The following is a 12,804-nucleotide window of genomic DNA, read 5'->3' as shown; positions in this document are numbered from 1 at the left end:
CGCACTTTTCACAAAGGCTCGTACTGGAACCAACCCATTAACCCCATAGCTATATTATTTCTCATTCGGTGAATCCGGATTCTTCGTGTAATGACAGACATGAAATCAAATTTGGCTGAAGCTATGCTGCTGCCGGCACCTTGCACATTATATTTGGCTGAAGCTATGCTGCTGCCGCATCTTGCACATCTTATATGCTGATCATCCTTCCAACTCAGGGTTGATACGTCGTATCTTTGGTGTTGAAAACTCTTGATTCGAGAGCAGCACGTCTGCAGTTCCCTCCTATTCACACCCCGTACGTCTATTAGTCGATAATCCATCCATTTCGATTCGGCAATTGGGCTGGCGGAAATATCATCTGAGCCGAGGGGATAGTGGCCATAAGGAGTTATTAAACATACGGAACAAGAGAACCGTCCGACAAAGCAAAGCAACGCACCTATGGAATAAAAAAGCTTTGGACAAGGTTGGATTTCTCCTCTCGCCCAAAGCTTTCTTTACATGTTTACCGGTTCTTCACGGCCTTCGTTGGAATCTGCCTCCGCATCCTGCGGCCCGTGCTTCACAACCTCCAATTTACGAATCCGGTGCTCTTCTTTTTCACGAATGATAAAGGTCAGATTCTCGTATTTCCACTCCCGGCCTTTTTCCAAATCCGGATTTTGCCGGTATAACCAACCGCCGATCGTATCCAGTTCTTCGCTGGTAATATCCGTATTCAGTAGATCGTTCAGGTGAGTCAATGTCACCTTGCCGTCTACGATCAGGTGGCCTTCGCCAAGCTTCTCCACTTCCAACTGCTCTTCTGCATCGAACTCGTCCCGGATCTCCCCGACGATTTCCTCCAATACGTCTTCGATGGTGACCATGCCGGATGTGCCGCCGAATTCGTCTACCAGGATGGCGATATGCGCGCGCTCCTGCTGCATCTTTTTCAAAAGTGTTTTGACCGGCATCACTTCCGAGACCGTCATCACCGGATGAATCAGTTCGGATAGCTCGATTCCAGGTTCGTCATCTCGACGCAGAAAATATTCTTTTGTGTTGATCATCCCGACCACGTGGTCCTTGCTTTCTTTGACTACCGGAAAACGGGTGTATTTTTCTTCTTTAATGATGCGGAGGTTCTCTTCCGGCGTGTTGTTTAGATACAGACATACCATATCCGTCCGGGGAACCATAATTTCTTTGGCTAGCAGCTCATCAAAAGCGAAGATCCGGTTCACATAACCGTACTCGGTCATATTGATATTGCCGCTCGTATAGCTTTCGGCCAAAATGATGCGCAGTTCTTCTTCCGTATGTGCTTCCTCATGCTCTTTAGCGGGCCGCATACCAAAAAGTCTTACCAATGCGTTCGCCGAGCCATTTAAAACCCAGATAAACGGATACATTACTTTATAAAAGAAAATAATCGGTTTTGCCGTGATGATGCTAATCCATTCGGCCTTCTGAATGGCTACCGATTTCGGGGCTAGCTCACCGAGCACCACATGAAGATAAGTGATGGATATGAAGGCAATTCCGAAAGAAAGAATAGTGACAAGCTCACCCGGCAGCTGGAACCGCTCAAACACCGGATGGAGTATTTCCTCCACTGTCGGCTCTCCTAACCAGCCCAGTCCTAAAGCTGTAATGGTAATCCCCAGCTGACAGGCGGACAAATAGCCGTCCAGATTGCTGGTGACCTGTTTCACAGCAAGCGCATTTTTGCGGCCCTCCATCACCATCTGATCTACCCGGCTGGGCCGGAGTTTAACGATGGCGAATTCCGTAGCTACAAAAAATGCCGTAGCCACAATGAGCACTGCGACCATAAACAAATTTAAGGCGTACATCTGATTCTCCTTATTTATTAGGATTTTGTGATTTATGAACACCAACATATAAAGTTCTTATGAACTTATCATAGACCTTTTCGTAAGAAAACTGCAAAGTCCGTATTTGATCATTTTTGCTTAAATTAAAGCAATTTATGCTTAATTGACACCTGTGCATGTGGTATTCTTTTCTTCTTGGGGGCTTTGACTTTTTTACGAAATAATCATATGATGAGTTCATATGAACTTCAAAATCGAGAAGGAAGAAACCCGATGGAATTGTTCTATTTGACGAGAAAACAAATGGCCGCTCTCTTAATGTCATTGCAAGGAATAAGCTGCAAGACGCCTCTGGCCGTCCTGCAGGAAGCATGGGCCAAATCGCATAGGGCCGAAATTCAAGGCGGCAAATCGTTCGGCGCCTTTATTTCCACGTCACTCCCCCCGATTTTTGAAAAAATCATTAAAACAAAAGTTCAAAATGACGGATTTTCTCTGACGGAAATCGTTTCGCTGGGCAATCAGATCGAATATACTCATTTTTCTATCACCACGGTACAAAATTGGGTGAAACGGGATTTTAAAGATTTAATCGGTTCTCCTCAGGTAGGAAAAAAGTATTCGATCAAGCAAACCGCCGTTCTGTTCATTATTGATGATTTGAAAGCGACTCTGGATTTCGAATCCATCCGCAAGCTGTTGACGCTGCTGTTTCAAAGCCCGGATGAAGACTCCGACGATTTGATCAGCCCGCTCCAATTATATGCTTTGTATTCCTCAATCTTTGAGGAAATGGATCAGAACAACGATCAGGTATTGGATCTCTCCGGACATGACATCGGCAGACGCAACCACGATCATATGCTGGAACAGCTTATTAAGCAAAGGGCGGACGATTTCACGGACTCGCTTGATGGGCTAAGCGAAGAACAAAAGGAAGCCGTGAGCAATACGATCTTTATTGCCATGGTTTCCGTACAAACCACCTATTTTCAATCGCTGGCCAGGCGCTTCTTGAACGCTACCTTATTCCTGCAGAATCTGCAATCGTAAGTTAAAAGAAAAGCCGCAAGCTTTCCGGCCCCGCTCATCCACGGCCCCAAAAGCTTACGGCTTGTTTGTTTTTTCTACATAAACAAGACATAAATGAAAATAGCGGCTAACACAAAACGATAATAAGCAAACCACGACAGCTTAAGGCGTTTGATCAGATTCAGAAAGGTTACTACCGCAATCATAGCGACGACGAATGCGGATACCAAACCTGTAATAAACAATCCCATGTCTTCCACAGATAAGTACTCACGGCTCTTGTATAAGTCAAGAATCGTCGCCGCGAACATGATCGGCACAGAAACGATAAAGGTAAATTCCGCCGCGGCTTTCTGGCTCGTACCCAGCAGCATCCCTCCGGATATGGTCGAGCCTGACCTTGAGAATCCGGGCCACAAGGCAAGGCATTGAAATACTCCGATACCGAACGCTTGTTTATACGAAATGTCGTCCATGGTTTCGGCCGTTACCTTTCTCCTGGATTTTTCAGCCACAATCATCAGAATGCCTCCGGCCACCAAACCGACCAATACCGTTTCCGGTCCGAACAAGTATGTCTTGATCAAGCTATGCAAAGCAAGACCAATCACAACCGCCGGAGCCATCGCAAGGGCAACATGAACAATATTGGCACGGCGTTCCTGCATGTAGCCCGGCTTGAAGTGCAGCATACCCAAAAAACGGCGCCAGTATAATACAAACACGGCCAATACCGCTCCAAGCTGTATGACGATTTCAAACGTTTTGGCCTTCTCACCCTCAAATCCTAGCAAATGTGCCGTAAGAATCATATGTCCGGTAGACGATACAGGCAAAAATTCCGTCAGGCCCTCCACAATTCCCATAATGATGGCGATCAGTATGTCACTCAATGCTCTCCCTCTCTCCTGTCTCTAGTTACCTCCATACACATTATAGTTGATGTTTATGGAAAGTTAAAAGCAAAATAAGGAATTTACATGTAAAAAGGCAGTATGCTTTCAGGTGTTTGACCAATGCATCAGAAGGCCGATACGCATAAGGTAATACAGTTTCCATCCGCTTGATAAAGGAGAAATTTGATTATGGCCTACCGGATCATCGTCGACCTGTCTGACCGTCGGCTGCACCTGTTGGAAGACAATACCGTCATTCATTCCTATCCTATCGCAATCGGGAAAATGCTGACGCAAACTCCTGTCGGAGAATATACGATCGTAAACAAAGCCCCGAACCCGGGCGGTCCGTTTGGCGCGTTCTGGATGGGCTTATCAAGGCCCCATTACGGCATTCACGGCACCGACAATCCTGCGTCCATCGGCCAATCCGTCTCAAAAGGATGCATCCGCATGCATAATGCCGACGTTCTCGCTTTATCCAGGCTCGTTCCAATCGGGACGCGCGTCACCATAAGAGAATAACCGGTCTCTGCCGCTCCCTTAGGGTTTTTACCTTCGGCGGCGGTTCTTGGCCGCGAGCAGCCGGTTCATGGTTTCCGCGCTTTTGTCCGTCGTCTCTGAAACGGCGGGTTTAGAAACGGTCGTCCCTGGTTTGGACCGTTGTTCGGTCGAGGTCTGCTGCGGCACTTCAGCAGGCGCAGCCTCAGTTCCCCGCTCCAGCAGCGAGGAACTGTCCCTGGACCTGTCGGCAGCATCCTGAATCGCGTCTGCCCCACGATAGAATGCGCCGACATTGCGCTTGCGTTCCCGCAGCCGCTCCATCGCGGCTTCCGCATCAGGCGCCTTCGGCGCTGCGGTTCCGCGTCCGCGGCGCAGCAGCGCACCCGGCAGTGCGGCCAGACGCCCCCAAGGCAGCGACAGACGGCGTACGGCGATGTCGAGCACCCACAGGAGCACGGCCAAAGTCAGCAGCCAACGCGTCAGATCGTGCAGCTGCTTCTTCGCCGCGACATCCCCCTGGAACACTTCCTCGGGGCGTTCCATGCTGAGCATTCTGCCGCCGGTCATGTCGGCCAGCTGTTTCAGTTTGGCCGTCGGATCACCGGAGCCGATACGGTATTCCGGTGAGTAAGGCAGCACGAAGCCTGTAGTAAAGCTGCCTAAGGTGCGGTCCGGATCGCTCTCGTCCAATAAGTCAATCCTCGTCAGAAAGACGCCCGGCTTGGAGATATCCATGCCGGCCTCATATTCTCCCGGGGCGGTCGGCGTTACCTGCAGCGTTTTCGTTTGCAGCGCTTCATCGGTTACCGAGGCGCGAAGCCCGCCTTTGAATTCGGCATCCTGGCTTTTGATGCCAAGCTTCATTTCATTACCGTTCAGCCTTGTCGTCAGCTCCAGCGGCATATCCTGAAATTGGGGAAAGGTCCATTTTACGATTTGAGTGAACGTCTGTGCAAACGCATCCCACGCCACCCAGTCGCGTGACCATTTGCCGGTGACATCGCTTGTCCAGGCGACCGTACGGCCTGAGCCATACTGCCAGCGGGCAAGCAGCGGATCGGGCTCCGGACTGGTCAGCGCCACTTCTGCCGTCTGCTTAGCCGTTGTGGCTACGTAGGCGTTAATTTGCGGCACGCCCCGCCCGAATAAAGTCCCCCAATCCCCCGGCTGGCCTACCGCCGGCACAAAAGGCTGATCCACGATGTACGTCCGCGCCATGATCACCGCCTCCCGGCTGAAAATCGCGGGTATCGTGCTCTGATCGTTCGTGAAATAAAACCGTCCCTTGGCCTGCTTGGCAAGCGCCTCAAGCAGCGCCACATCCGCCCCGTCTCCTACGGCTACAGAGGATAGCGTCATGTTGTTTTGGACCATGTTTGCCGTAAGCTGGTCGTAGCTTTGATTCGTAGACGACTGACCGTCCGTCAGCAAAATGATATGCTTGCGCTGGGCGTCAACCTTAAGCAGCTGCTGATAGGCATCCTGCACGGCCGTATAAATTTCTGTGCCGCCTGCCGGCTGAATCGATTGAATCTGACTCAGCACTTTCTTCTTATCCGTCAGCTTCTGGGGCTCTACTACCCACCAAGGTGTGGAATCAAAGGCGACCACACCCACGCTGTCCTTCTCGCGCATCAGCTCGACCGTTCGCATGGCCGCTTCCTTGGCAAGCTCCAGTTTATCGCCATCCATACTGCCCGACCGGTCAATGACAAGAATGAGTCCCAGCGAAGGAATTTCCCGTTTTCCCTCCAGCTCCATCGATACGGGAAGGGCTCGCTCAATCGGCGTTTTGAAGTAGCCGCCCATACCGTAGCTGTCCTCGCCGCCGGTCATCACCAGACCGATCCCGTGATCTTTGACCGCCTTCTCGATCATTTCCATCTGCATGCCGGACATCCGAGTAGCGGACACATTATTCAAAATCATGCTGTCATACCCGGTATAATCGGCTATCTCCAGCGGAAGCATCTCGGGCGCAATCGTTTCATAACCGATCAGGCCGGAAGCCATAACCGATTCCAGGTTGCCGGAGGAACCAGGCGTTCCTTCTACGATCAGCACCTTGGGAGGTCCGCTCACCCGGCTGAACGCGTAGCCGGCATTGTTCACCGCCTGCTCGTCACCCTCGAAATAAATCTCGGCCCGATACCGGTGAAAGCCCGGTTCTTTGGCCAAGCCCTGCAGAGCAAATCGGTTGTCGCCGCGTTCAACGGACACCGTCTGCCGTGTCAGCTCCCGGTTGTCTTCGTATACCCGGAGCTCTCCCGTTGCAGCAAAGGTACTGGAGAGCTGTATTTCCAAAGCATATTTTTCCGCCTGGTACAGGTTCTCCGGCAGCTTCACGTTTTCGATCGCGACATCCTTGCGTGCAGGTGCCGGAATGGGCAGCACATCGACGGCCACGCCTTTATTCTTCAACAGCTGCCCTTGGCGCAGCAGATCGCCGACATTCTCCTGTCCGTCCGTAATCAACACGATCCGCGGAGCAGCATCTTCCGGCATCAAGCCTGCCGCCAACTGCATCCCCTGCGCCATGTTTGAAAACTGCCGGTTCACTTCGCCGGAGAAGGAAAACTGCCGCAAAGCCTGCAAAGAAAGGCTGCGTTCGACCACGGCATTGCCGCCGGCAGAGATGACGCCAATAAGATCCTGATCTTTTCTGGCCTCTGCGGACGTCTTCAACCACTGCTCATAGGACTGGCTTCCCGCAGGCATGCTGTCTGAACGGTCAACGATGTAAAATACGGCTTGCCGCTCCAATGTAACAAACCACTGCATGCCTGCCAGCGCTGTAAGCAGCAGCAAAAGGATGAGTGTACGCAGCCCGACCGCCAGCCGTTTTCGGTTGTCTTCCATGCGCAGCTTGGATCGCCAGGCCCAAACGGCAAAGCCCGCCAACGGAATGAGCAGCAGCAAAAACCAGGGCTCACGAAATTGAATTCCCACGATGGTACACCCCCCATTCCGCCAAAACGATCAACATAACCAAGCCGATAATCCATGGGAGCAGCGGATATGGCGACTCTCCTTCACGTTCTTCCGTCAGCGCCTGAGCTCCGCCCTGTTCGGTCGCAGGGGGGCTCGATGAAGCGCTGGTGAACGATAGTTCCCTACGTTCTCCGATGGCTGACTCTCCCGGATCGGCCGATACTTCCAAAAGCGTTTTCCGCTCGCTTCCGTCTTCTCCCTTTTCTACAAATTGATAAAGCCCCGGACGATTCGGGACACTCTGACGGCTTAGCACGGCTCCATCCGCCTGTTCGGCGGGGAGATAAGACTGCCCTGCAGCTTGTAATTCACCTGCAGCCGATCCTGCGAGCTCCATCGGCACCCAGTGGGCTGAGACGGTTTGGGCAACAATCGGGATGTCCGTTTTCTCACCCGCAATGACATGCCCCAAACTGGCGCTTTGGGCACTTCCCAGCCAATCGACCGCATTCTGCACCAGGATCGGAAATTCCGGACGCAGCGGCAGATCGGACTGCTGCAAATCAAAGGTAAACAGCAGCCTCGGACGGCCGTTCTCCATACCTGCGACGATCAACGGCTGTGAGCCGGCCGATACGACCGGCTGACCCCAGGCCGCTTGATCCTTCGGATCGATGGGCAGGAGCTTGGCGATATGCGTATCCTGAAAGCGGATATATTTGGTCACGGGATGCTCGCCGATCCGGTAATCGGCCTGAGGCGGACGGACCTCCTCCCCTTGGTAGCCGCTGCGAATGGACCAGAGCGGTTTCTCGTGGAACAGCCGCTGCCAAGCCTCTCCGGCAGCGGCGCCGCTCGCAAGCCGATCCGCAACGACCAGATCGAAATCGCCTTGGGGAGGTGCAGCCATCCCTGCGGCCTGCACCTTAATGACCTCGGCCCTTGCGAGCTGCAGCGCTTTTTCCAGAAACAAATTCCCTTCGGTCAGCAGCAGCACCCTGCGGTTGCGCTCACCGGACAAAAAAGCATAGGCTTGATTATCCGCCGCATAATCATCTTCGGCATCCACCGACAGCTTGTAATATTCCGAGCTTCGTATATTGTCAAAATGGAGCGTCCTTTGTTCGCCAGGTTCAAGCTGAATCCGTACCGTTTCCGCGGCAGAAGTGCCGGCATACAGGGTGACGTCCGTATCCAGCTTCCCGCTCCCCGTGTTTTTCAAAGCGGCGACGCCGCTGACGGCGGAGCCTCCCGCCGCGTCTGCGCCGTTCCTCACGCCGAACTGTACGATGGCGACGTTGTTCGCCGGATTGGCTCCGACAGGCTCAACCCGAACGGGTACACGGAACGTTAACCCTTCCGTGCCTTCACTCCACACTGCATCGGTCAATACCCGAATTTCCGCGTCCGTATCGTCCTGAGTCAAAGCGGCCGCCAAAGACATCGTTTCCTTGTAAGCCGTTCTCCCGTAAAAAGGCTCTATACCCGCTATAGCAGCCAGAACCGTATCCGCCGTTGTTTCTCTTGAGACCAGCACCTCCGGCTGACTGCCCATGGAGATGACCGTAACGGCGCTGCCGTTCGCTCCACCCTTGACTACATCAGCCGCCTTGCGCTTGGCGAGCTCCAGTCTTGTCAGCTTCTCCTTCGAGTGCTCCGGATCCGGAGTGAGCGCATCCATGCTGGCCGAACGGTCCAGCACGAGCACGAGATGCCCTTTCGCACCGCTTTCGGCCCATATCCATGGCTGCATCAGCGCGAGCACCAGCAACGCCGCCGTGAGAAGCTGCAAAATCAGCAGCAGCTGATTGCGCAGCCGCTGCCAAGGGCGGTTCGCTTCGAGGCTGCGCAGCACCCTGTTCCACAGCAAATGGCTCGGCACCTCGGTATCGACATATTTGCGCTTAAGCAAATACATCAGAACGATAGCCGGCAGCGTCAAGCCAAACCATAAGCTGACAAGCGATTGAAATTGCATCTGGCGATCACCTCCGTTCGCGATTTGCTCTTTCCCGATGCTCCGAACCTTTACAGCAGCAGGCCGTGTTCCCGCAGCGAACGCAAAACGGCATCCGCTACCGGAACATCTGTCGTCGCAAGCACGTACGTCATGCCTCTCTCATGACAAAACTGCTTCAAGCCATGCGTATACTGCCGGATTGCAGCCTGATAAGCTTCGATGACCCTGGCGGTGACGGCCACCTCTTTGCCGGTTCCGGATTCACTGTCAATCAGCCTAAGATCGCCTGTCAGCGCCGGCCGCACTTCTTCTTCCGACAGCACCTGCACCACGACGACCTCTTGCCGGGCGGCCAGCAAATAGTTTAACGCCTCTTCAATACCGGATTCATATAAAAAATCGGAAAAAATCCATGTCATCCCCGGCTGCCTGGGTATGGCTCCGGGCTTCATCACGGCATCGGCTATATTCCCTCCCGATTCCGCTTCCGCCTCCGACAAAAAACGGAACAGCCGATGTACAGAGCCCTTGCCTCTCAGCATCGGGAGCTCTCGCACAATCCGGTCGCTAAACAGGCGGGCGCTAACCCGGTCATAGCCGGACAACGCCATATAACCGATACAAGCAGCAAGCTGCCGGGCGTACATCAGCTTGTTTCCCGCAGCTTCTTCCAGCGGGAAGCCCATCGAACGAGTGACATCGATATACAAGTTCACCTGAAGCTCCTGTTCATCCATGAACTGCTTGATGAACGGCTTTCCCGTACGGGCGTATGCACCCCAATCGAAACGGCGGATGTCATCGCCCGGCGCGTACATGCGATAGTCGGCGAACTCCAGCGAAGCGCCCAGTTGCTTCGACCGCCGTTTGCCCTGCATCGTACCGCGGGTGCGCCGCTTGGCCACAAGCGACATCTGCTCCAGCCGCAGCAACAGCTTCGGATCCAGCCCTAAATCCGACGCGCTCATTTCCGCTTCTCCACTGCGGCTAAGATATCCTCAATCACCGCATCGGTTCCCACACCCATCGCCTGACCTTCAAAGTTCAGGAAGATCCGATGGCGGAGCGCCGGCAGAGCCACCTTCTGGATGTCGTTCACCGATACGTGCAGCCTTCCGGCCGTCAGCGCCCTCACCTTGGCTGCGGAAATGATCGACTGCAGACCGCGCGGGCCCGAGCCGAACCGTACATATTTTTTCACCGAGTCCGGCACCCCCTGCTCTCCGGGATGCGTCATCATCGTCAGTTGTACAGCGTAATCCAGCACCTCTTCAGCCAGCAGGATTTCTTTGACCCCCTGCTGTATGGCCGACAAGGCCGCGGCATCCGCCGTTTTCTCCGCCGTCGCTTCATGCGAAGCCGTTGTCCGCCGGACAATCTCCTTCAGCTCGTCCCGGCTGGGGTATGATACGTTGATTTTTAACAAAAACCGGTCGAGCTGCGCCTCCGGCAGAGGATACGTCCCCTCGTTCTCCAGCGGGTTCTGCGTTGCAAGCACGAAAAACGGATTTGGCAGCCGATGCGTCTCCGCCCCGACTGTCACCGTCTTCTCCTGCATCGCTTCCAGCAGCGCGCTTTGCGTCTTCGGCGTCGCCCTGTTGATCTCATCGGCCAGGACGAGATTGCCGAAAATCGGACCCGGCTGAAATTGGTAAGACGTTTCACCTTTCAAACCGAACTGGATTACGTTTGTTCCTGTGATGTCGGCCGGCATCAGGTCGGGCGTAAACTGGATGCGCGAGAAGCTCATATCGAGCGTATCGGCAATCGTTCGCACCAGCATCGTTTTGCCGAGTCCCGGTATCCCTTCAAGCAATGCGTGTCCCCCTGCAAAAATACACCACAACAGCTGCTCCACTACATCCTGCTGCCCGACGATCACCCGGCCGATCTGTTCCTTGACCGCAGTGATCGTCGCCCCCCACGCTTCGACTTGCTCTCTTGTTTCTATCATGAACGGTTCCTCCTCGTGCCGATTTGACATCCGTCAAGGGTTCGGCTGAATCTCCGTAAAATAATCCCGCACCAGATTTTGCATGTTCTGAGGCAGCGGGTGACGATCCAATGCGCTCTTGGCTTCCCTTTCGTATTCGGAAAACACTTCCTCGTACGGTCTGGACGTTCCGTCGATCATCGGGGATGTGCCGCCTTTCTGCAGCTCGCCTCCGCCACCCGTTATCGGGCCTTGGTCGGACTGTATGTTGCCCGAGCCCTCAAAAACGCGCGGCGTTGCCACCAGATTGCGGTGCCCGCTGCCGAAACCGCCCTGCAGCCCGCCCGTTCCGGCTCCTGCACCTGCTCCGGCTCCTGCTCCTGCTCCTGTACCGGCTCCGGTGCCCGCACCTGCTCCCGCGCCAGCTCCCGGCTGCGTCCCGGCCCCCGGCTGCGTCCCGCCCGGGCTGGCGGCGCCGCTGGCAGCGGCCAGCGCATTCGCGAGGCCGCCCGGCAGCCATGCCGATGGCAATGCTGCGCCTTGGCCCGCAAGCTGCCCGGCCATCGGCAGGCCGAGCTGCGCGATGCCGGCTGCCTGCTGCGCCGAAGCCGCATGCTGCGCGGCATTTTGCTGCAGCTGCTTCAGCGCCTCGGAGAGCTGCTGCTCAAGCTGCTTCAGCTGCTCTTCCAGCTGCTTCGGGTCCACAGCAGCGCCTTCAGCGGACGCTTTCGCATTAGCCTTCAGCTCGGCAGCCGCACGCTCCATCGTCTCCCGCAGCTGCTTTTCCTTCTCCGCATCCGGATTGGACGCCGAAGCCGCCAGCTTCTCGAGCAGCTCCGCGAGCGCTTGCTTCTGTTCGGGCGTGAGCTTCAGCATCTGGCTCCGCAGCTGCTCCATACCTTTTTGAAGAGCATTCTCATCCATCTGCCGCAGGCTCTCGCCAACATCCTTCAGCATGGGCTCCTGCTTCAAACGCTCTGCCCATTGTTCAGCCTTCACCTGCTTCTTTTCGAGCTCCTTCGCTTCTCCGTCCAATTCCTTCATCGCCTTCTCCATCTCATCCAGCGCTTCCGTCGCGGTCTTGCTTTGCTCCAAGCCTTCCTCCAGCCGGTTCAGGCTGTCCTCCAGCGTTTTTTTGCCTTCCGGAGTCAGCTCCTCCGGGATATCCGCCTTCAGCTCTTCAACCTTTTGCTGCTGTTCGTCTATCCATTGGGCTTCCTCCTGTCTTTGAGCTACAACATGGTCCATCGGACTGGGCAGGGCAACCGCAATAACCATCACAGCCACGCTGGCCGCCGCGATCCACAGCCTTTTCCGAAGCAGTGGACTGAGTTCCCATTTGGGCATTTGCGCCGCATACGCCTCTGCGTAACGAATCGCGCCTTCGCGCTGCATCCGTGCGATGGGCGTATCTTCACGCAAATATTCCAGCGCGGTTCGGACCGTATCGTCCCCGCCCGAGGCATCCACCGTCCCGGCGGCGGTCTCCGGCGTCACTCTGCGCAGCAGGAGCACGTAAAGGGCGCCTGCCATCATCCCTGCCGGTACAAGAGCGGCCGCGGTCACCCGGTAATAGGCTACAGGCAGCATCCAGGCGGCTGCCGTCAGCAGCAGGCCCGCCGCGGCGCCGACCACCGCCCCGAGCAAGCCCGTCTCGATCGTACGCAGCCACTGCAAACGAAGCCGTACAGGCTTCAGCAGCTCCAACAAACGCCTTCCGTCCAT

General features: G+C 54.9%; 9 protein-coding genes. 2 read left to right on the top strand and 7 right to left on the bottom strand.

Annotated features, from left to right (window positions below):
- Nucleotides 1–500 precede the first annotated feature (500 nt).
- A complete protein-coding gene (locus IJ22_RS24570) occupies nucleotides 501–1,841 on the bottom strand; it encodes a hemolysin family protein (RefSeq protein WP_062410665.1) in 1,341 nt (446 codons plus the stop codon).
- A gap of 255 nt (nucleotides 1,842–2,096) precedes the next feature.
- Here IJ22_RS24570 and IJ22_RS24565 point away from each other — a divergent pair, with 255 nt between their 5' ends.
- On the top strand, nucleotides 2,097–2,876 hold the full coding sequence (locus IJ22_RS24565; protein WP_062410664.1) for a DUF1836 domain-containing protein: 780 nt from the start codon (nucleotides 2,097–2,099) through the stop codon (nucleotides 2,874–2,876).
- 74 nt (nucleotides 2,877–2,950) lie between these two features.
- On the opposite strand, the gene bacA is transcribed toward IJ22_RS24565, so the two are convergent.
- A complete protein-coding gene (gene bacA / locus IJ22_RS24560) occupies nucleotides 2,951–3,748 on the bottom strand; it encodes an undecaprenyl-diphosphate phosphatase (RefSeq protein ID WP_054820149.1) in 798 nt (265 codons plus the stop codon).
- 192 nt (nucleotides 3,749–3,940) lie between these two features.
- Between bacA and IJ22_RS24555 the strand changes: the two genes are divergently transcribed.
- On the top strand, nucleotides 3,941–4,276 hold the full coding sequence (locus IJ22_RS24555; protein ID WP_054820148.1) for a L,D-transpeptidase: 336 nt from the start codon (nucleotides 3,941–3,943) through the stop codon (nucleotides 4,274–4,276).
- Between the two features lie 27 nt (nucleotides 4,277–4,303).
- Here IJ22_RS24555 and IJ22_RS24550 read toward each other — a convergent pair whose 3' ends face one another.
- The 5 genes from IJ22_RS24550 to IJ22_RS24530 are packed head-to-tail and all read right to left on the bottom strand — an operon-like array spanning nucleotide 4,304 to nucleotide 12,804.
- A complete protein-coding gene (locus tag IJ22_RS24550; RefSeq protein ID WP_062410663.1) occupies nucleotides 4,304–7,204 on the bottom strand; it encodes a VWA domain-containing protein in 2,901 nt (966 codons plus the stop codon).
- The gene (locus tag IJ22_RS24545) at nucleotides 7,185–9,164 is read right to left on the bottom strand and encodes a vWA domain-containing protein (protein WP_062410662.1); all 1,980 of its coding nucleotides are present in this window, start codon (nucleotides 9,162–9,164) and stop codon (nucleotides 7,185–7,187) included. Before IJ22_RS24545 ends, IJ22_RS24550 begins: the two co-directional genes overlap by 20 nt.
- A 50-nt stretch (nucleotides 9,165–9,214) precedes the next feature.
- Nucleotides 9,215–10,114 carry a DUF58 domain-containing protein gene (locus IJ22_RS24540; RefSeq protein WP_062410661.1) on the bottom strand — a complete coding sequence of 300 codons (900 nt, stop codon included), beginning with the start codon at nucleotides 10,112–10,114 and terminating at the stop codon, nucleotides 9,215–9,217.
- Entirely contained in the window at nucleotides 10,111–11,100 is a 990-nt protein-coding gene (locus IJ22_RS24535; RefSeq protein ID WP_062410660.1) for an AAA family ATPase, read from the bottom strand. Before IJ22_RS24535 ends, IJ22_RS24540 begins: the two co-directional genes overlap by 4 nt.
- 33 nt (nucleotides 11,101–11,133) lie before the next feature.
- On the bottom strand, nucleotides 11,134–12,804 hold the full coding sequence (locus tag IJ22_RS24530) for a hypothetical protein (protein WP_062410659.1): 1,671 nt from the start codon (nucleotides 12,802–12,804) through the stop codon (nucleotides 11,134–11,136).

The sequence above is a fragment of the Paenibacillus naphthalenovorans genome (assembly GCF_001465255.1).
GTDB classification, from domain to species: Bacteria; Bacillota; Bacilli; order Paenibacillales; family NBRC-103111; genus Paenibacillus_G; species Paenibacillus_G naphthalenovorans.
This window is presented reverse-complemented; position numbering and strand designations above follow the sequence as displayed.